The 19,489-nt window shown below is 63.5% G+C and carries 17 protein-coding genes; 6 read left to right on the top strand and 11 right to left on the bottom strand.

Going from position 1 to position 19,489, the window contains the following annotated elements; genetic code table 11:
- Positions 1-193: 193 nt before the first annotated feature.
- From KHO31_RS28460 to KHO31_RS28435, 6 genes are read left to right on the top strand one after another with little or no spacing between them, the layout of a single operon-like run.
- Positions 194-2,083: a feruloyl-CoA synthase gene (locus KHO31_RS28460; protein WP_201080890.1), complete on the top strand. Its 1,890-nt coding sequence runs from the start codon at positions 194-196 to the stop codon at positions 2,081-2,083.
- A gap of 45 nt (positions 2,084-2,128) precedes the next feature.
- Positions 2,129-3,268 (top strand): acyl-CoA dehydrogenase family protein, encoded by a 1,140-nt coding sequence (locus tag KHO31_RS28455; protein WP_201080888.1) that lies wholly within the window; start codon positions 2,129-2,131, stop codon positions 3,266-3,268.
- 30 nt (positions 3,269-3,298) lie between these two features.
- Complete coding sequence (locus tag KHO31_RS28450) at positions 3,299-4,483, top strand: lipid-transfer protein (RefSeq protein WP_201080886.1); 1,185 nt, start codon at positions 3,299-3,301, stop codon at positions 4,481-4,483.
- A 27-nt stretch (positions 4,484-4,510) separates the two neighbouring features.
- A complete protein-coding gene (locus KHO31_RS28445; RefSeq protein ID WP_201080884.1) occupies positions 4,511-4,951 on the top strand; it encodes a MaoC family dehydratase N-terminal domain-containing protein in 441 nt (146 codons plus the stop codon).
- A gap of 12 nt (positions 4,952-4,963) precedes the next feature.
- A complete protein-coding gene (locus KHO31_RS28440) occupies positions 4,964-5,377 on the top strand; it encodes a MaoC family dehydratase (protein WP_201080882.1) in 414 nt (137 codons plus the stop codon).
- A gap of 26 nt (positions 5,378-5,403) precedes the next feature.
- On the top strand, positions 5,404-6,228 hold the full coding sequence (locus KHO31_RS28435; RefSeq protein WP_201080880.1) for an SDR family NAD(P)-dependent oxidoreductase: 825 nt from the start codon (positions 5,404-5,406) through the stop codon (positions 6,226-6,228).
- A gap of 306 nt (positions 6,229-6,534) precedes the next feature.
- On the opposite strand, the gene KHO31_RS28430 is transcribed toward KHO31_RS28435, so the two are convergent.
- The 11 genes from KHO31_RS28430 to KHO31_RS28380 all read right to left on the bottom strand — a co-directional run bounded on the left by KHO31_RS28430 (position 6,535) and on the right by KHO31_RS28380 (position 19,304).
- Positions 6,535-7,479, bottom strand: a complete 945-nt coding sequence (locus KHO31_RS28430; protein WP_201108421.1) for an electron transfer flavoprotein subunit alpha/FixB family protein — start codon at positions 7,477-7,479, stop codon at positions 6,535-6,537.
- Positions 7,480-7,489: 10 nt separating this feature from the next.
- The gene (locus KHO31_RS28425; protein ID WP_201108422.1) at positions 7,490-8,239 is read right to left on the bottom strand and encodes an electron transfer flavoprotein subunit beta/FixA family protein; all 750 of its coding nucleotides are present in this window, start codon (positions 8,237-8,239) and stop codon (positions 7,490-7,492) included.
- A 39-nt stretch (positions 8,240-8,278) separates the two neighbouring features.
- Complete coding sequence (locus KHO31_RS28420; protein ID WP_201080875.1) at positions 8,279-9,439, bottom strand: CaiB/BaiF CoA transferase family protein; 1,161 nt, start codon at positions 9,437-9,439, stop codon at positions 8,279-8,281.
- 145 nt (positions 9,440-9,584) lie between these two features.
- Positions 9,585-11,141, bottom strand: coding sequence for an acyl-CoA synthetase (locus KHO31_RS28415; protein ID WP_201141011.1), 1,557 nt, complete (start codon positions 11,139-11,141; stop codon positions 9,585-9,587).
- 85 nt (positions 11,142-11,226) lie between these two features.
- Positions 11,227-12,021: a crotonase/enoyl-CoA hydratase family protein gene (locus KHO31_RS28410; RefSeq protein WP_201085986.1), complete on the bottom strand. Its 795-nt coding sequence runs from the start codon at positions 12,019-12,021 to the stop codon at positions 11,227-11,229.
- 87 nt (positions 12,022-12,108) lie between these two features.
- Complete coding sequence (locus KHO31_RS28405) at positions 12,109-13,110, bottom strand: acyl-CoA dehydrogenase family protein (protein ID WP_201085987.1); 1,002 nt, start codon at positions 13,108-13,110, stop codon at positions 12,109-12,111.
- Positions 13,111-13,137: 27 nt separating this feature from the next.
- Positions 13,138-14,295 carry an acyl-CoA dehydrogenase family protein gene (locus tag KHO31_RS28400; RefSeq protein ID WP_201080867.1) on the bottom strand — a complete coding sequence of 386 codons (1,158 nt, stop codon included), beginning with the start codon at positions 14,293-14,295 and terminating at the stop codon, positions 13,138-13,140.
- Positions 14,296-14,298: 3 nt separating this feature from the next.
- On the bottom strand, positions 14,299-15,906 hold the full coding sequence (locus KHO31_RS28395; RefSeq protein ID WP_201141009.1) for an acyl-CoA synthetase: 1,608 nt from the start codon (positions 15,904-15,906) through the stop codon (positions 14,299-14,301).
- Positions 15,907-15,942: 36 nt separating this feature from the next.
- The gene (locus tag KHO31_RS28390) at positions 15,943-16,878 is read right to left on the bottom strand and encodes an SDR family oxidoreductase (RefSeq protein WP_201080863.1); all 936 of its coding nucleotides are present in this window, start codon (positions 16,876-16,878) and stop codon (positions 15,943-15,945) included.
- A gap of 73 nt (positions 16,879-16,951) precedes the next feature.
- Positions 16,952-18,139: a lipid-transfer protein gene (locus KHO31_RS28385; protein WP_201080861.1), complete on the bottom strand. Its 1,188-nt coding sequence runs from the start codon at positions 18,137-18,139 to the stop codon at positions 16,952-16,954.
- 25 nt (positions 18,140-18,164) lie between these two features.
- Positions 18,165-19,304, bottom strand: coding sequence for an acyl-CoA dehydrogenase family protein (locus tag KHO31_RS28380; RefSeq protein ID WP_201080859.1), 1,140 nt, complete (start codon positions 19,302-19,304; stop codon positions 18,165-18,167).
- Between the last annotated feature and the right edge of the window lie 185 nt (positions 19,305-19,489).

Here is a 19,489-nt window from a genome sequence, read left to right as displayed (position 1 = left end):
CATCCAATCGACCCCGCCCGCAGGCCGCAAACCAGAGCCCCCGCGCCACCCACCTTGGGTGGTTCCGTTGCGGCCGGGACACACTATCCTACAACTCAAGAAGTTGTCGCAGCCCATTCGCGGCAGGCGCACCCCATAAAACCCAATGCCGGTGCGCACCATGGTGCGCACTGAAGCTCAGGAGACAGGCGTAATGACTACGCTCGCGGCTGATGAATACACGGTAGCCCCCTACCGTCCCGTACGCTTTCCGGAGCGGCGCCCGCTGGTCGAACGCCGCGCCAACGGCACGCTGATTCTTAGCTCGGCCAGCTCGCCACCCACGATCACCGAGAACAGCTTCGCTGACTTCATTCCCGCCTGGGCAGCACATCGCGGCGATAGTCCGGCATTCCGCGAACGGGATGAAAACGGCGCATGGCGTTCGATCAGCTGGCGCGAGCTGTGGTCGCAGTTGCAGACCGTCGCGGCCGCGCTGCTGGAAATGGGATTGGGCCAAGGGCGGCCACTAATCCTGCTGTCGGGCAACTCGATCGAGCAGGCCGTGCTACTGCTTGCGGCCGAGTATGTCGGCATTCCCACTGCGCCGGTATCGCCCGCCTATTCGACGCTCAGCAAGGACTTTGCCCGTCTGAAAGGCGTGCTCGAACTGGTCCCGCCCGCGGCCGTGTTCGTGCAGGATGCAACGCAACTCGAACGCGCCCTCGCTGCCCTCGCCGCTTTCGGGCTCGCGGAGACACCGGTCATCGCTGTGCGCAACGGAGCCAACGTGCATCGCGCATGGGCCGGCCTGCTCGCCACCGACATGACCCCGGCGCGAGTCGAGAGGGTCGCCGCGGCACATGCGGCGATTCGCGAGAACGACACCGTTCGCGTGCTCTTCACGTCAGGTTCGACCGGATCCCCGAAAGGCGTGCCGCTCGCCTACCGCAATTTCAAAGCTGTCGCGGCCTACTACGCTGACAACCTTGGCTGGCTTCGGGAATCCCAGCCCGTATTTCTCGACTGGCTGCCATGGCATCACGGCCTGGGCGGCGTCCTGAACCTCGGGCGCTCGATACAGTTCGGCGCAACCCACCATATTGACGACGGCCGCCCGCTGCCCGGGTTGATCGAGCGGACCGTGCGCAATCTGCGTGAAGTCTCGCCGACCATCTTCACCAGCGTACCTTCCGCGTGGGCCGTGCTGGCGGGCGAACTCGAGCGCGACCCTGTGCTTGCCGGCAGCCTGTTCGCCGACGTGCAGTACTTCGGCTATGGCGGGGCGAGCTTGCCGACGGACGTCTGGCACCGCATCCAGCGAGCCGCCGTCAAGACCGTCGGCAAACGCATCGTATTCTCCACGGGCCTCGCCTGCACCGAGACGAGCGGAATGGGTACCTACTGCGGCTGGCCATCCAGCGATCTTGGCAACATTGGCGGTCCGGTGCCGGGCTCGGAAGTGAAACTGCTGCCGCTCGAAGGCAATGACGGGCGCTACGAAATACGCATGCGCGGCGCCAATGTCTTCGCGGGCTACATCGGCAACGCTGCCCTCACCGCCGCCGCTTTCGACGACGAGGGCTTCTTCCGACTGGGGGACGCCGTGCGCCTCGCCGACCCCGCCGATCCAGGTCAGGGATTGCTGTTCGCCGGCCGCGTGGTCGAGGACTTCAAACTCACTAACGGGACGTGGGTACGGACGGGCGCCGTTCGACTCGGCTTGCTCGACTTGTGCGCGCCGCTCATTTCCGACGCGGTGATCTGCGGCCACGATCACGATTTTCTCGCCGCGCTCGCGTGGCCGAATGTGGCGGCATGCCGGCGCCTTTTCCCCGAACTGGCCGAACTGGATGCAGCAGCGCTGGTCCAGCATCCGCTCGTGATCGCCGCCCTGCGCGATCGTCTCGCCTCGCAGAAAGGGGGCGGCGCCAGCCGGGTCGTCGAACGCGTGATGCTGATGGCCGAGCCCCCTTCGATCGACGCCAATGAAATCGCTGAAAAAGGTTACGTGAACCAGGCGGTGACCCGCGCGCGCCGCGCGCATCTGATCGACGAGCTCTACCGCCCCGAGGCCGCCGCGCACATCGCCCGCGCGCGCTAACCTCACCTATGGACTAACGCCAGAATCACACAAAGGAATTTAGTCATGCAAATTACCCGTACCGTCTTTCGTGACGATCATGAAATGCTACGCACCACGGTGCGTCGCTTCCTCGAGCGGGAGTGCGCTCCTAAACAGGCCGAGTGGGACAAGGCCGGCCGTGTCGACCGCGAAACGTGGCTAACGGCCGGGCGCGAAGGTTTGTTGTGCCTCACGCTGCCGACGGAATACGGCGGTGGCGGCGGCGACTTCGGCCACGCAGCGATCCTCAACGAGGAAACGAATCGCGCCGGCTTGAGCGGTCTCGGCTTTGGCGTGCACTCGGACATCATCGCACCGTACATTGCTCGCATCGGCAACGAAGAGCAGAAGCAGAAATGGCTGCCGAAGACGTGTACCGGTGAGTCCATTCTCGCCATCGGCATGACCGAGCCCGGCACTGGCAGCGATCTGAAGGCGATACGGACCACCGCCGTGCGAGACGGCGACGAGTACGTGATCAACGGCAGCAAGACCTTCATCAGCAATGGATTGAACGCCGACCTGATCATCCTGGTCTGCAAAACCGATCCCAGCGCGGGCTCCAAAGGCGTCAGCCTGATCGTCGTGGAAGCGACCCGCGAGGGATTCCGACGTGGCCGCAAGCTCGACAAGGTCGGCATGCATTCGCAGGACACGGCCGAGCTGTTCTTCGACAACGTGCGCGTTCCGGTCAGCAACCGTCTTGGTGAAGAGGGTAAGGGTTTCGCGTATCTGATGGGCGAACTGCCGCAGGAGCGGCTCTCGATTGCAATCGGCGCTGCCGCAAAACTCGAAGCCTGTCTCGAGCACACGATCAACTACGTGAAGGACCGCAAGGCTTTCAATCAGACCGTGTGGGACTTTCAGAACACGAAGTTCAAACTGGCCGACATCAAGGCGCTGGCGACCGCCGTACGTGTGCTGGTCGATCACTACCTCGCCGAGCACGTGCGCCGCCGTCTCACGCTGGAAGAAGCCGCGATCGCCAAGCTGTTCGCCACCGAATCGCTCGGCAAGGCGCTCGACGACATGGTGCAACTGCATGGCGGCTACGGCTACATGCTGGAGTACCCAGTGGCACGAGCCTTCGCCGATGCACGCGTCAACCGTATCTATGGCGGCACGAGCGAGGTCATGCGCGACCTCATCTCCCGCAAGCTGTAATCCGAACATCCCATACCAAGGAGCAATGATATGACCCGTAATGTCTTCGTAGCCGGCGTCGGCATGATTCCGTTCAAGAAGCCAGGCAGCAGCGATCCCTATGACGTGATGGGTGCGGGCGCTGTGCGTGAGGCACTGGCCGATGCCGGGATCGATTACGCGGACGTGCAACAGGCCTACGCAGGCTATGTGTACGGAGATTCGACCTGCGGTCAGAAAGCGCTGTATCACGTGGGTATGACGGGCATTCCGGTCATCAACGTGAACAACAACTGCGCGACGGGATCGTCAGCGTTGTTCCTCGCGCGCCAGGCTGTGCAAAGCGGCGCGGTCGACTGCGCGCTCGCAGTAGGTTTCGAATTCATGCAACCCGGCGCGCTGTCGTCGAAGTGGAGCGATCGTGCGCCGGCGCTCGAACGTGCGCTGAATCTCGTCAATGAACTGGTCGACCGCACCGATCTGCCGGGCGCGATTCGCCAATTCAGCGGCGCCGGCCGCGCCCACATGGAAAAGTACGGCACCAAGCTCGAAACGTTCGCGAAGATTCGCGCGAAAGCGAGCCAGCACGCAGCGCGTAATCCGCTGGCGGTGTTCCGCACCGTCGTGACGCCGGAAGAAGTGCTGGCCTCGCCGATGATCTGGGAAGGCGTGCTCACGCGACTGATGGCCTGCCCGCCGACTTGCGGCGCAGCGGCCGCAATCGTGATGTCGGAGGAATTCGCCCGCAAACGTGGGCTGCGCACCAATGTGCTGATTGCCGGCCAGTCCCTGACCACCGACCTGCCGAGCACGTACGACACACGCGACATGATCCGCGTGGTCGGTTTCGACATGACACGCTCGGGTGCGAAGCTCGCGTACGAGCAGGCCGGTGTCGGCCCGGAAGATATCGACGTGATCGAACTGCACGACTGCTTTGCGCAAAACGAACTGTTGACCTATGAAGGTCTTGGTCTGTGCGGCGAAGGTGAAGCGGAAAAACTCGTCAACGATGGCGACAACACCTATGGTGGCAAGTGGGTGGTCAACCCGTCGGGCGGCCTGCTGTCGAAGGGGCATCCGCTGGGCGCAACCGGCCTCGCGCAATGCTACGAACTGACACATCAACTGCGTGGCACGGCTGATCAACGCCAGGTCGAAGGCGCGAAGGTCGCGCTGGCGCACAACCTGGGTCTCGGTGGTGCGTGCGTCACGACCATCTACAAAGCAGCGTGATGCGCCGCTTTTGACGGAGTGTTCGACATGATTGATAAAAAGCACATTGGCAAGGTGATCCCGAGTTTTCGCACCGTAGCCGAAGCGGGCCGCTTGCGCTTTTTCGCCAAGGCGACCGGCGAAACCAACCCCGTCTACTTCGACGAATCGGCCGCCCGCGACGCCGGCCACCCCGGTCTGCCCTTGCCGCCTACCTTCCTGTTCTCACTGGAACTGGAGCAGCCGGACAAAAGCTGGCGCGACGAGATCGGCATTCAGGTCGCGCGCATCCTGCACGGCGAACAGTCGTTCACCTATCACCGGATGGCCTACGCCGGCGACGTTCTGCTGTTCGAATGCCGGATCGCCGACATCTACGACAAGAAAGGTGGCGCACTCGATTTCGTGGTGCGTGAGACACGCGTGACCAACCAGAATGGCGAGCATGTGGCCGATATGCGCAGCGTGCTGGTACACCGCAACGGTTGAGGAGAGACACGAATGAGCACATTGTTCGACGACGTCAAGGTAGGTGACACGCTGCCGCCGCTGACGCTTGCGCCCATCGACCGCACGACGCTGGCGCTGTTTGCCGGCGCTTCGGGCGATCACAACGCGGTCCACATCGACCTCGACTTCGCGCGCCGCACCGGCATGCCTGACGTGTTCGCGCACGGCATGCTGTCGATGGCGTACCTGGGGCGTTTGCTGAACTGCTGGGTGGAGCAGCGCCAACTGCGGCAATTTGGCGTGCGCTTTGTCGGTATCACGCATCTTGGACACCGGATCACGTGCAGTGGCCGCGTAGTCGAAAAATTCGAGGCTGATGGCGAGCGCCGCGTGAAGGTAGAGATCCAGACGGCCAATCAATACGGCGAACCGCGTGTCCTCGGCGACGCGGTGATCGCCCTGTAATTTGCATCAATCAAGGAGACAAAAACATGGGAAAGCTAGACGGTAAGGTGGCACTCGTCACCGGCTCGGGCCGCGGCATCGGCCGCGCGATCGCCGAGAAACTGGCGAGTGAAGGCGCACGCCTCGTCATCAACGACCTCGACGCCGATCCGGCGCACGAAACGGTCGAAGTACTGAAGAAGATGGGCGTGGAAGCGGTGGCCTGCCCGGGCAACGTAAGCGCGCCGGATTTCGCCGAGCGCTTCATCAACACGGCGATGAGCACCTTCAAGAGCATCGACATCATCGTCAACAATGCCGGCTATACGTGGGACGACGTGGTCCAGAAGATGAGCGACGAGCAGTGGTACGCGATCATCGACTGCCACATGACGGCGCCGTTCCGTATCCTGCGTGCGGCTTACCCGCACATCAAGGCGTTGCATGCCGCCGACAAGGAAGCCGGTCGCGACGTGTACCGCAAGATCGTCAACATCTCGTCGACGTCCGCGCTCAACGGTAATGCCGGGCAGATGAATTACTCGTCGGCCAAGGCTGGTGTAATCGGCATGACCCGCGCGCTCTCCCGCGAATGGGGGCGCTTCAACGTCAACGTGAATTGCGTGGCATTCGGTCTGATCCACACGCGCATGACGATGGCCGATGCACATGCAGGCGCGACCGTGCAGATCGAAGGACGCGATATCCGGGTGGGTGTCAATCCCGAGGCACTCAAGATGCACGCGCAGCGCAATCCGCTTGGTCGCGGCGGCACCCCGGAAGAAGCCGCTGGCGGCGTCTACCTGTTCTGCTCGCCCGAGTCGAACTACATCACCGGCCAGACCATCGCGGTCGCGGGCAATCTGCAGTAATGTGAAAGGTCCTGGCTATCGGCTGGGACTTTGTCTTCGCTGGCATGCGTCGAAACGCATGCCAGCGTTTTCATTTTGAACGTTGAGTGCATGAGCTTCGCGTCGCCTGCTCACTCGCTTCATCCGTTGGCCAACGTCTTGCGGCGCCAATCCATACCTGAACTATCTGCTCTGACGTAGCGAAGTTCGACGCGAACTTCTCGATGACGGGGCTCACGGGTATTCGCTGGTGTCGTAACAATACAAAGGGGCATCGCTGCACGACGCAACGATGCCCCTTTCTCGCCTATGCCCCGCTAAAACGCCTCAGATCGCGCTCACCATCTGCGGCACCGCGTCGAACAGATCGGCTTCCAGGCCGTAATCCGCGATGCTGAAGATCGGCGCCTCAGGGTCCTTGTTGATCGCGACGATCACCTTCGAGTCCTTCATCCCGGCCAGATGCTGAATGGCGCCCGAGATGCCGCACGCCACATACAGTTGCGGTGCAACGATCTTGCCCGTCTGGCCCACCTGCCAGTCGTTGGGCGCAAAGCCCGCGTCGACGGCCGCCCGGCTCGCGCCGAGTGCGGCGCCGAGTTTGTCGGCGAGCGGTGTGAGGACCTCGGCAAACTTCTCGCTGCTGCCCAGCGCACGGCCGCCGCTCACGACAATCTGCGCGTCGCCCAGATCCGGCCGGTCGTTCTTTGCGACCAGGCGCTCGACGAAGGTAGACAAACCACTGTCCGCTACCGCATCGACCGTTTCAATCTGCGCGGCGCCGCCTTCGGCCGCTACCGCATCGAATCCGGTCACGCGCACGGTGAGCACCTTCACCGGGTCGCTGCTTTGCACTGTGACGAGCGCATTGCCCGCGTAGATCGGACGCTGGAATGTGTCCGGACTCACCACCCGAATAATGTCGGAGACCTGTGCCACGTCGAGCAGCGCGGCGACGCGCGGCGCCACGTTCTTGCCCGCGCTTGTCGCCGGGAACAGAACGTGTCCGTAACCCGCGGCGAGCGCGACGACCTGAGCCGCGACGTTTTCAGCAAGACCATTGGCGAGATGCGGCGCGTCCGCGTGCAGTACTCGCGTTACGCCATTGATCGCCGAGGCGGCTTTTGCCGCACCCGCGGCCTGATGTCCGGCCACCAGCACGTGAACCTCGCCGCCGCATTGCAACGCGGCCGCGACCGTGTTCAGCGTGGCCGTCCTGATCGAAACGTGGTCGTGCTCAGCCACGACCAGCACTTGATTTGATGCAGTCATATCGATTCCCTCAGATGACTTTGGCTTCGTTCTTGAGCTTCGCGATCAGCGCCGCGACGTCGGGCACCTTCACGCCCGCGCTGCGCGGGGCCGGCTCGACTGTGCTGAGCGTCTTCAGACGCGGCGCGATGTCGACACCCAGTTGCTCCGGCGTCACTGTGTCCAGCGGCTTCTTCTTCGCCTTCATGATGTTGGGCAGTGTTGCGTAGCGCGGTTCGTTCAGCCGCAGGTCGGTCGTGACGACTGCGGGCAGCGCGAGCTGGAGCGTCTCCAGGCCGCCGTCGATTTCGCGCGTGACCGTTGCGCCACTTTCGGAGAACTCGACGCGGCTCGCGAACGTCGCCTGCGACAGACCTGCGAGCGCCGCCAGCATCTGCCCGGTCTGGTTGCAGTCGTTATCGATGGCCTGCTTGCCGAGAATAATCAGCTGCGGCTGCTCCTTGTCGACCAGCGCCTTCAGCAGTTTGGCGACGGCGAGTGGCTGCAACTCAGCGTCGGTTTCGACCAGAATGCCGCGATCCGCGCCGATCGCCATGGCTGTGCGCAAGGTCTCCTGACAGGCGTTCGCGCCACACGACACAGCAATCACTTCGTTCACCACGCCCTTTTCCTTCAGGCGCACCGCCTCTTCGACGGCGATCTCATCGAACGGATTGATGCTCATCTTGACGTTGGCGAGATCGACGCCCGAGCCATCCGACTTCACCCGTACCTTGACGTTGAAGTCCACCACGCGTTTGACCGCGACCAATGCTTTCATTTGTTGACTCCTCATCCAATCTTTCTTTTCCGATGACGCTTACGCTTCCGCCTGATAGCCAAGCCCGTGCTCGCGCATGCGTGCAACAGCGGCGTCGTCGAAGCCCCAATCGCGCAATGCGGCAAGGCCGCGTTCGCCGCGCTGCGGCGCGGGCTTCGCGATCGTCGAGGGCGTCGCGGAAAAACGCGGCGCGGGAGCCGGTTGGACCACACCACCCACCTCGACAAAGCTGCCGCGCGCGCGATGCTGCGGATGCGACGGCGCTTCAGAAAAACTCAACACCGGCGCGACGCACGCGTCGCTGCCTTCGAACACCGCGCACCACTCGTCACGCGTGCGCGTGAGAAAGCTAGCGGCAAAGCGTTCGCGCAGTACCGGCCAGCCGCTGCGATCGTGCTGTGCCGGCAGGCCGGCATCCGCGAGTCCGAGCTTGTTCAGCAGTTCCGCATAGAAGCGCGACTCGACCGCGCCGACCGCCATGTATTGACCGTCGCGCGTGCGATAGCTGTCGTACCAGGGCGTGCCGCCGTCCAGCAGATTGCTGGCCCGCTCTTCCCTCCAGTTGCCTGAAGCGAGCAGCCCCCAGATCACCGAGCCGAGCTGCGCCGCACCCTCGATCATCGCGGCGTCGACGACCTGCCCTTCGCCACCACGCTGCACATTGAACAGCGCAGCCACGACGCCCAACGCGAGCAGCATGCCGCCGCCCCCGTAGTCACCCACGAGGTTCAGCGGCGGCACCGGCGGCCCGTCAGCGCGGCCGATGCCCGACAGCACACCGGACAGCGCGATGTAGTTCAGATCGTGCCCCGCCCGCTCCGCGAGCGGACCCGTTTGCCCCCAGCCTGTCATCCGCCCGTACACGAGGCGCGGGTTGCGCGCCAGTGCGGCTTGCGGCCCGAGACCGAGGCGCTCCATGGTGCCCGGGCGAAAGCCTTCGATCACGACGTCGGCACGCGACATCAGATCCAGCGCGGCTTCGACGGCCTGGGGTTGCTTCAGATCGAGCGTGACCGAGCGACGGCCACGCCCTGTGATGTCCGCACGCTTGCCGTTGGTTTTCGGACCCAGATCGGCAGGTGGCAGCGGCCGGTCGATACGCAATACGTCCGCGCCCATGTCGGCCAGCAACATGGCGCCAAACGGCCCCGGACCGATCGCCTCGAACTCCAGCACGCGAATACCGCTCAAAACACCCATCGTCCCTCCACTCTCCGTTTTGCATGACGGTGCGCCGCGCGCACCGCTGTTGGTTGGCGCCCACCGTTGAAGTCGGCATTGCCTGAGTAGAAGTAAGCCAGAATGCGCGCAAACCGGCACCACCCCGGCCGGGTGGCAGGGCAGGTTAATTCACGGCGCGTTGCCTGTCCGCCCAATACGGCGCGCGGATGTCCCGCTTCAGAATCTTGCCGGCAGCCGACAACGGCAGTTGCTCCCGGAACTCGACAGTCTTCGGGCACTTGTAGGCGGCGATGAACTGGCGGCAATGTCCGCGGATATCGTCCTCACTGAGCGCCACCCCGGGCTTGCACACCACCACGGCGTGAACGGCTTCGCCCCACGTGTCGTGCGGAATCCCGATGACGGCGCACGAGGCGACCGCGGGATGGCGGACGATCACACCCTCTACCTCGGCGGAGTAAACGTTCTCGCCACCGCTGACGATCATGTCCTTGATGCGGTCCACGATGTACAGGTAGCCCTGATCGTCCATATAGGCGCCGTCGCCGGTATGCAGCCAACCGTCGCGGACGGCCTGCGCGGTTTCCTCGGGCTTCTTCCAGTAGCCCGCCATGACGTTCGGCCCGCGCACGACGATCTCCCCGACCGTGCCGCGCGGAACCTCCTTGCCATCGGCATCGACCACCTTCACCATCAGGCCCGGCAAGCCGCGACCAATCGAGCGGTACAGTCCACTCTTTCGTCCTGCTTCATCATGATTGGAAGGCGAATTGGCCGAGATGCTCGGACACGCCTCTGTCATCCCGTATGAATGCGACAGCCCGACGCCAGGCAGGCATTCGATCACCCGGTCGAGCAGCGACTCCGGGATCGGTGATGCGCCGTATGTGAGGCGTTTCAGACTCGTCAAATCGGTCGTGGCGAAATCAGGGTGATTCAGCACTGCCTGGATCATGGTTGGCACGAGCAGCACATCGCTGACATGCTCTTCGCCGATCGCCTTGAGCACGTCGCTCGCGTCGAAAGCCGGGATGATCACGTGCGCCTCGCCGGCGATGAACTGTACGAGCGCGCGCCCAAGCCCGGCCACGTGGAAAAACGGCGCAGCGTGCAGCACTGCCGTACCGGGGAGCGGTGCAGATTCGGCGATCCGCATGATGCATGACGACCACATGTTCAGATGCGTCTGCATCACGCCCTTCGGAAAACCGGTCGTGCCGCCGGTGTACATGATGCATGCGAGATCCGCGCCGCCACGGCCGGCGTCCTGCATCGGCGCCGCCGCTGCAATCAACGCGTCGAACGAGAGCATGTCCGGTGGCGCCGCGCCGTCGCCGGCATGAATCAGGATCGGCACAGTCCGTGCAAGCGCGCACACCTCACGCGCGAGGCCGGCGAAATGGTCGTCGACGATCAGGATGCGCGTGTCGCAATCATCCAGCGAATACGCGATCTCCGCCGCGCTCCAACGGATGTTGACCGGGTTCAGCACACCGCCGCCCCACCACACGCCCATCACGTATTCGAGGTAGCGGTCCGAATTGAGCGAGAGCATGCCGACCCGGTCACCCTCTGCCATGCCGATCCCACGCAACGCAGTAGCCAGACGCGCCGCCCGATCCGCGAATTCACGAAAAGTCCGCCGGCGCCCCTTGAACGAAATCGCCAACCGGTCCGGGTTCTGCTGCAGCGAACGATGCAGGCCCTGAGTCAAATACATGCTTGTCTCCTCTGCTGCATGTGAACAGTCAAGGGCTCAGCCGCGACGGCTCCCGCCGGTAAAGCGGCACGCGTAACCACGCGTTCTAACCATTGAACGACGGCGGCCGTTTTTCGATGAAGGCAGACACGGCTTCACGATGATCGGCCGTCTGATGCGAGAGCGCCTGATAAGCCGCTGACATTTCGAGCAGCGTATCCAGACGGCAATGCATGCCTTCGCGCAACAACCGCTTCGCAAGCCGCACGGCGTGGGGAGGATTGGCGGCAATCGCGCGCGCAATACCCTGCGCGGTCGCAAGCAGCGTATCGTGCGGCACGACGCGGGAAACCAGATTCCATTCGAGTGCCTGTTGCGCATCGATCATCTGGCCGGTGAAGGTCAACTCCGCAGCGCGCGACAATCCAATGATGCGCGGCAGCAGCCACGCGCCGCCGTCGCCAGGAATGATGCCCAGCTTGACGAAGCTCTCGGCGAATTTTGCGAGCTCGGACGCGATGCGGATGTCGCACATGCAGGCGAGATCGAGTCCCGCGCCGATCGCCGCGCCGTTCACGGCGGCGATGACCGGCACCTCCAGATTGAACAACGCCAGCGGCAGTTGCTGAATGCCGCGCCGGTAGTCCTGGCGAATCTCCATACCGGGCACGCCGCCCGACGCATGCCGCTCCATGTCGCGGATGTTGCCGCCCGACGAGAATGCCGTACCGGCGCCTGTCAGGATCACGGCGCGCACGGAACGGTCGGCTTCGATGCGTGCGATCGCCGTGATAAACTCCTGCACCGCCGTGTTGCCGGTGAGCGGATTGCGTCGCTCCGGTTCGTTCATCGTCAGCGTGACGATGTGTTCGTCCTGTTCGTAGTTCAGAAATTGGCTCATAGGATGTCTAATCGTCTCCGCTGCTGTAAAGGTTTTCCGCCGACGCCAGAGAGGCGCAAACGGATGGACTCTCGACCATTCGCTCGCTCACGCAGCCATGCCATACGGCGCGGTGCGCACGAAGTCCGCGATCGTGGCGTGCTCCTGTGTGAGAGCCGCGTTCCCCACCATACGATTCCAGAACGCCTCCGAGCCGTCAGCCATGCGCCATTCGTGCAGTCTGCGCGTAAAGAGCTGGAGATCGTATTCGGCGGTGACGCCGATCGCGCCGTGCAGCGCATGCGCCGTCGACGCCACCAGCGGCACCGCCATGCTCGTGCGAGCTTTGGCGATCGCCGTCGCGAGCCGCTCAGGTACGGCACCTGCGCCGGAGAACGCCAGCTCGGACGCCATACCCGCGGACGCCACCTGCTGGGCCATCACGCTCAACTGATGTTGCACCGCCTGGAACTTGCCAATCGACTTGCCGAATTGCGAGCGATCGTTGCAATACTGCAGCGTCATGGCGAACACGCGATCCATCGCACCGGCGATAGCGGCGGCATGAATCGCCGCACTGAACAGCAGCACCTCCTCTCCGTTTGCGGCTAGCGGTGCGGGAATATCATCGAAACGCCAGCTAAGCGTGCCGGACAAGCTGCCGTGCACGCCGCAAGGCTTGCGTTCGGCTCGCGCTGCGTCGAGCAGCAGCAGATCCCCATCGACGTTGGCCAGCACGTGATCGCAGGTCATGCCGAACGGCACCTGCGGCGCCTCCAAGGAGCCGTCCTCGCGACGGCGACAGGCGCCAGCGAGTGTCGTCGTGCCAGCAGGCGCCGCGACCCCGGTGTCGCGCAATAGCGCCCGTGCCGCGATGCTCTGCGCGAGCGGCACAGGTACCGCATAGCGCCCAAAGGCCCGAAAAATCGGCGCAATCGCCGACATCGACAATCCAGCGCCGCCCGCGCTTTCCGGCGTCAGCAACTCCAGAAATCCGGCCTCCTCGACTGCGCTCCAGATAGACGCGGGCGTGCCGCCGTTCTCGATCGCCCGGATTGCTTCGGGCGTGGCGCGGTCGCGCAGAATGGCTTCGATAGCTTCGGTAAACATGCAGGTCTCTTTCCTGATCCGGATGGGTTAGCGCAAACCAAGGCCGCGCGCGATCATGCCGCGCAGCACCTCGCGCGTTCCGCCGCGCAGCGAGAAGGTCGGCGAAATCTGGCTGAGGTAAGCCACCGTGCGATAGAGCTCAGGCTCGACGGTCTGTGTGGGACCGGCGCTGATCGCGGCTTCCAGCTGCGCGGGAATCGCCTGTTCGAACTCAGTGCCGATATCCTTGACGAGCGCTGCCTCGACTACCGGGCTCTCGCCTTGCGCGAGCCGCGCCGTCACCGCGATCGACAGACCGCGCAGCGTGGCCAGTTGCGTCGCGAAGCTGCCGAGCAAGGCGCGTTCGGCGTCGTTCGCGCCGTGGCGGCGCAGATGCGCGCGCCAGCAGTCGAGCAGCACGACGCTCGAATAGAGCCGTTCGGGGCCGCTGCGTTCGAAGGCGAGTTCGGCCGTCACCTGCTGCCAGCCCGCCCCCTCGTCGCCGATCAACGTATCGTCGGCGAGGAAAACGTCGTCGAATGTCACTTCGGAGAAGTGGGCGTCGCCAGTGAGGTCGGCGATCGGCCGCACCTCCACGCCCGGCAGCGAAAGATCGACGATGAATTGCGACAAGCCATTCTGCCGATCTTCCGGCACGCCCGACGAACGGACCAGCGCGATCATGTACTGGCAGTGCTGCGCATTAGTCGTCCAGATTTTGCGACCGGTCAATCGCCAACCGCCTTCGCAACGCACTGCGCGAGTTCGCACGCTGGCGAGATCGGAACCCGAGTCGGGCTCGCTCATGCCGATGCAAAAAAATGCCGTTGCAGCGCAGATTCGCGGTAAATAGAAGTCCTTCTGCGCCTCGGTGCCATAGCGCAGAATCAACGGGCCGCTTTGACGGTCCGCAATCCAGTGGGCGGCGACTGGCGCGCCCGCCGCCAGCAGTTCCTCGACCAGCACGAAGCGCCGGAAGGCATCCATACCCGCACCGCCGTAGCTCGTCGGCAAGGTCAATCCGACCCAGCCCCGCGCCGCGAGGCGCCGGCTGAAGTCCGCGTCGAAGCCCATCCAGGAGCGCGCCCGAACGTCGGCTGGCGCTGGCGGAAGGTGTTCGTCGAGAAAATGCTTCACATCCGCACGAAAGGCTTCTGCCTCGGCGGGCAGGGCCGTCAGGTGGAAGGCATCCAACAGGTTGTTCACGTCTCACTCCAGATTTTTTGTAGCAGGTGCAACCGCTATCGGCCAGGATGCCGAACGATTCGCCGGCAAGGCATAGCGCTCCCGGAGCGCCTGCTTATAGAGCTTACCGGTAGGCAGTCGCGGCATCGCGTCGATGAAGTCGATCGAGCGCGGCACCATGTAGCGCGCCACCCGCGTGCGCAGATAAGCTAGCAGTTGTTCCACCAGTACGTCCGTTGGCGAGACGCCGGGCGCCAGCTCGACGATCGCTTTGACCTGCTCGCCCATCTCGGCATCGGGCACGCCGATCACCGCTGCATCCTGCACATCAGGATGCACGGCTAGCGCGTCTTCAATCGCTTGTGGATAGATGTTGACGCCGCCCGAGATGATCATGAACGCCTTACGATCGGTCAGATACAGATAGCCGTCGTTATCGATATGACCGATATCGCCGACAGCTGTCCAGGTCGGATGGCGCGGATGCTGCGCAGCCCGGGTCTTGTCCGGGTCGTTGTGGTAGTGGAACGGCAACTGATCCCGTTCGAAATAGACCAGCCCGGTCTCGCCCACCGGAAGTTCATTGCCTTCGTCGTCGCAGATATGAATGATGCCGAGCAGCGCGCGGCCAACAGAACCGGGATGCGCCAGCCACTCCGCGGTGTTGAGCGTAGTCACGCCGTTGCCTTCGGTCGACGAGTAATACTCTTCGATGATCGGCCCCCACCAGTCGATCATCTGCCGTTTTATCTCCTGCGGGCATGGTGCGGCTGCATGGATCGCCACCCGATGGCTCGACAGGTCGAATGCATCGCGCACCGCAGGGTCGAGCTTGAGCAGCCGGATCAGCATGGTCGGCACCCACTGGCTATGCGTGACGCGGTAGCGTTCGATCGCCCGCAGCGCGTCGAGCGGGTCGAACTTCTCCATGAAGACCACGGTCCCTCCGCCGAACTGCGTCTCGAGTCCGTAGCCGAGCGGCGCAGTGTGATAAAGCGGCGCGGGAGACAGATACACGGTCTGCGCGTCGAAGCCGTAACGCGCGAATTGCGGACGGCGCGCGGAACCGGAGCCTTCGGTCACCCGTCCTGCAGGTTGCGCCCGAATGATGCCCTTGGGACGCCCGGTTGTGCCTGAGCTATAAATCATCAGGGCGCCCAGCCATTCGTCGGCAAGACGCGTCGCGGGATACTGCTGGGTGAGCGCTTCGTAGCTGTCCCAGCCGGCGATGGTGCCCTCCACCATCAGCCGCAAGCGGCACGTCGGCATCATGCTGGTCAGTTCGGCCGCGAGCTCGCGCATCGCATACGAGCTGACCACGACTTGCGCATGGCTGTCCTCAATAATGCCGGCTGCTTCCGGCGCGGTCAGGAACCGGTTGACTGGCGTAATCAGCAGGCCCGAACGCAGCGCGGCCCAGCACACCTCGAAGCAGCGCATATTGTTTTCGAGGACCATCGCGATGTGATCGCCGCGCCGCAGTCCGGCTGCGTATAGACAGTGCGCCAGGCGATTGGAGCGCTCGTCGAGTTCGCGGTAAGTCAGGATGTCGCCGCTCGTGCTGTTGATCGCGGCGGGCTTATCCGGGCTCAATTCCGCATGGTCGCCGAGGTACTTCGGGGTTCCACTCATGGACGCTCTCCTGCGCTGCGAGACGATGTTAGGCGCTTATGCCACGGTTGCCGGAATCTCGCCGGAGGTCAATGCGTTCGGCGCCGCCTGTTGCACCATCTCCGGTATCAGCGCGCCAAGTTCCGCGGCGTCCCAGCGTCCTTCCTTCTCGATACGCGGACCGGCACTCCAGCCTTCAGCCACCGTGATGCGGCCGCCACGCACGCCGAATACGCGGCCGGTGACACCGCTCGACGCGTCACTGCCAAGCCATGCCACCAGCGGCGCGACGTTGCTGGGGTCCAGAGGATCGAAGCCGGGTGCCGCACCGGCGGTAAATTCGTCGCGCCGGGTCGCGAAGATATCTTCGGTCAGGCGGCTCATCGCCGTCGGATAAATCGCGTTCACGGTCACGCCATAACGCTCCAGTTCACGCGCCGCAATCACCGACATGGCTGCGATGCCCGCTTTCGCCGCGCCATAGTTTGCCTGACCCGGGTTGCAGTAAAGCCCCGACGACGAGCTGGTGTTGATCAGCCGCGCCACCCGCGCGCGCCCGGCCTTGGCCTCATCGCGCCAGTATGCGGCGGCGTGCCGCGACGGCGCGAAGGTGCCACGCATGTGCACACGAATCACCGAATCCCAATCGTCCTCACTCATGTTAGCCAACGTGCGATCGCGCAAAATGCCTGCGTTGTTGACCAGCACATCGAGTCCGCCGTAGACGGAAATAGCCGTGTCGATCATATTCTTCGCACCGGCCCAGTCGGCCACGTCGTCGAAGTTGGCGACGGCTTCGCCGCCGAGCGCTTCGATTTCGGCGACCACGTCAAGCGCGGGGCCGCTCGCCGAGCCTGAACCATCACCCTTTCCGCCGAGATCGTTGACGACGACTTTCGCGCCCTGGCGGGCGAACTCCAGCGCGTATTCGCGGCCGAGTCCTCGTCCGGCGCCCGTGACGACAACTACGCGATTCTTGCAAAGCTGCTGCATGGTGAATCCTCAGTACTGTTTGCTACGTAAGTTTGCGCGAGGCTCGATGCACCCGCCGTTCGATACTCGCGGCTCAGTGCTTGCCGTATAACGTGACCACGCAGGCGCCGCCAAGGCCGAGGTTATGTTGAAGCGCAAGCTTTGCGCCCTGCACCTGGCGCTGGTCGGCGGTGCCACGCAACTGGTGCGTCAGCTCATAGCACTGCGCAAGGCCCGTCGCGCCCAATGGATGCCCTTTGGAAAGCAGGCCGCCCGACGGATTGACTACCACCTTCCCGCCGTACGTGTTGTCGCCGTCGCTCACGAACTTCTCCGCACCGCCCTCCGGACAGAACCCGAGCGATTCATAGCAGATGACTTCGTTGTGCGCGAAACAGTCGTGCAGTTCGCATACGTCGACATCTTCCGGTCCGATGCCGGCTTTCTCGTAGACCTTGTTCGCGGCCGAACGCGTCATGTGCGTACCGACGTAGTTGAGCATCGAAGGCGGGTCGAACGAAGCGGGCGGATCAGTGGTAAGAGACTGCGCAACGATCTGCACACCCGTGCGCAAGTTGTGTTTCTTCGCAAAGCGCTCGGAGACCAGAATCGCGGCCGCGCCACCGCAAGTGGGCGGACATGCCATCAGACGCGTCATCACGCCAGGCATCAGCACCGTGTCGTTCATCACGTCTTCGGTCGTTAGCTGCTTGCGAAACAGCGCCAACGGGTTGTTCGCAGCGTGACGGCTCGCCTTGGCGCGCACCGCGGCAAACGTCTCCATGCGCGTGCCATAGCGCTGCATGTGTTCGCGCCCCGCGCCGCCGAAGGTGCGCAGCGCTTGCGGAAGATGCGCGAGGTCGGCGGTGAGACCATGCATGATCGGCACGAACCGGGCGCGAGTCACCGGGCGGTCGTCCCAGTGCGACTTCAGTGCGCCGGCCTGCATCTGTTCGAAACCGAGCGCCAGCACGCAGTCGGCGTCGCCGGTGGCGATGGCCTGACGCGCGAGATAGAGCGCGGTCGACCCGGTCGAGCAATTGTTGTTGACGTTGACGATGGGGATACCCGTCATGCCCACTTCGTACAGTGCGGTTTGACCGCACGTGGAGTCCCCGTAGACGTAGCCGGTGAACGCCTGTTGCACGAGGTCGTAGGCAATGCCCGCGTCAGCCAGCGCGCGGCGGGTCGCTTCGGCGCCCATTTCGATGTAGCTCTGGCTGGCGCCAGGTTTGGCGAACTGGATCATCCCGACGCCCGCTACCAGTACTTTTTCGCTCATGATGTTTCCTGAAAGGTAAGGAGACTTACAGCTTGCGCGAGATCAGATCGCGCAACACCTCGCTGGTGCCGCCGAAGATGCGTGTCACCCGCATGTCGGCAAACGCGCGCGCAATCGGATACTCCAGCATGTAGCCATAACCGCCGTGCAGCTGGACCATCTCGTCGATGCACTTCCACATCGTTTCGGTAGCGAATAGTTTCGCGATGGCCGCTTCCTGCAGCGTGAGCTTGCGCTCCATGTGCTCGCGGATGTAGTAGTCGACGAGCGTGCGGACCGCAACGGCCTGGGCCTTCACATCGGCCAGCTTGAATTTGGTGTTCTGAAAATCCCATACGGTCTGATTGAACGCACGGCGATCTTTCACGTATTGCAGCGTCAATTCGAGTTGCCGTTCCAGCTTCGCGGCGCAATACACCGCGATGATCAGGCGCTCTTGCGGCAGCTCTTCCATGAGGTGAATGAAGCCGCCGTTCTCGTTGCCGATCAGGTTGCCAGCGGGCACACGCACGTTGTCGAAGAACAGTTCGGCGGTATCGGCCGCAGCCTGCCCCACTTTCTCCAGCTTGCGGCCACGGCGAAAGCCCGCGCGGTCCGTCTCGACCATGATGAGGCTCACACCCTTCGCACCCGCCGATGGGTCGGTCTTGCAGACCACCACCACCATGTCGCAGTTCAGGCCGTTGGAGATGAAGGTCTTGCTGCCGTTAATGATGTAATCGTCGCCATCCCGTACCGCCGTCGTGCGGATCGACTTCAGGTCGGAGCCCGTCCCTGGCTCGGTCATGGCAATCGCCAGAATTTTCTCGCCGCGGCAGATCGCCGGCAGCCAGTTGCGTTTCTGTTCTTCCGTGCCGAGCCGCACGATGTAGGGCGCGGTGATATCGCAGTGCACGGAATAGCTGAAGCCCGAAACGCCCGAACGATGCAACTCTTCCGCGACGACCGCCGAATGCCCGAAATCGCCGCCTCCGCCGCCGTATTCTTCCGGCACGGTCACGCACAGCAGGCCTTCCCGTCCAGCCTTCAGCCAGGTCTCACGATCGACGCAACCCGCCGCGTCCCACTGAGCCTGACGTGGCAGACACTCACGCTCGAAGAAACGCCGCGCTGTTTCGCGCAGCATCTCATGGTCTTCGCGATAGACGTTACGCTTGACTTCCACCGAATGCTCCTCGTCGATTGATTGCGTTGGCAACGCATGCCGGATAATCGGCGTGCTGCTTTCATGGAGCTATGATGCGCGGCGGCACCGCAAAAAGGCCTACCCCGGTGGAGTAGTCGGCATGGAAATACTGCGGTGGGTAAGAGAGACGGGTCAGAAAGGGCCGCCGGATTTGCGCGCGGCTC

Source organism: Paraburkholderia domus, from assembly GCF_905220705.1.
GTDB classification, from domain to species: Bacteria; Pseudomonadota; Gammaproteobacteria; order Burkholderiales; family Burkholderiaceae; genus Paraburkholderia; species Paraburkholderia domus.
The sequence above is the reverse complement of the archived record's forward strand: the minus strand, read 5'-3'. Positions and strand labels throughout refer to the sequence as shown.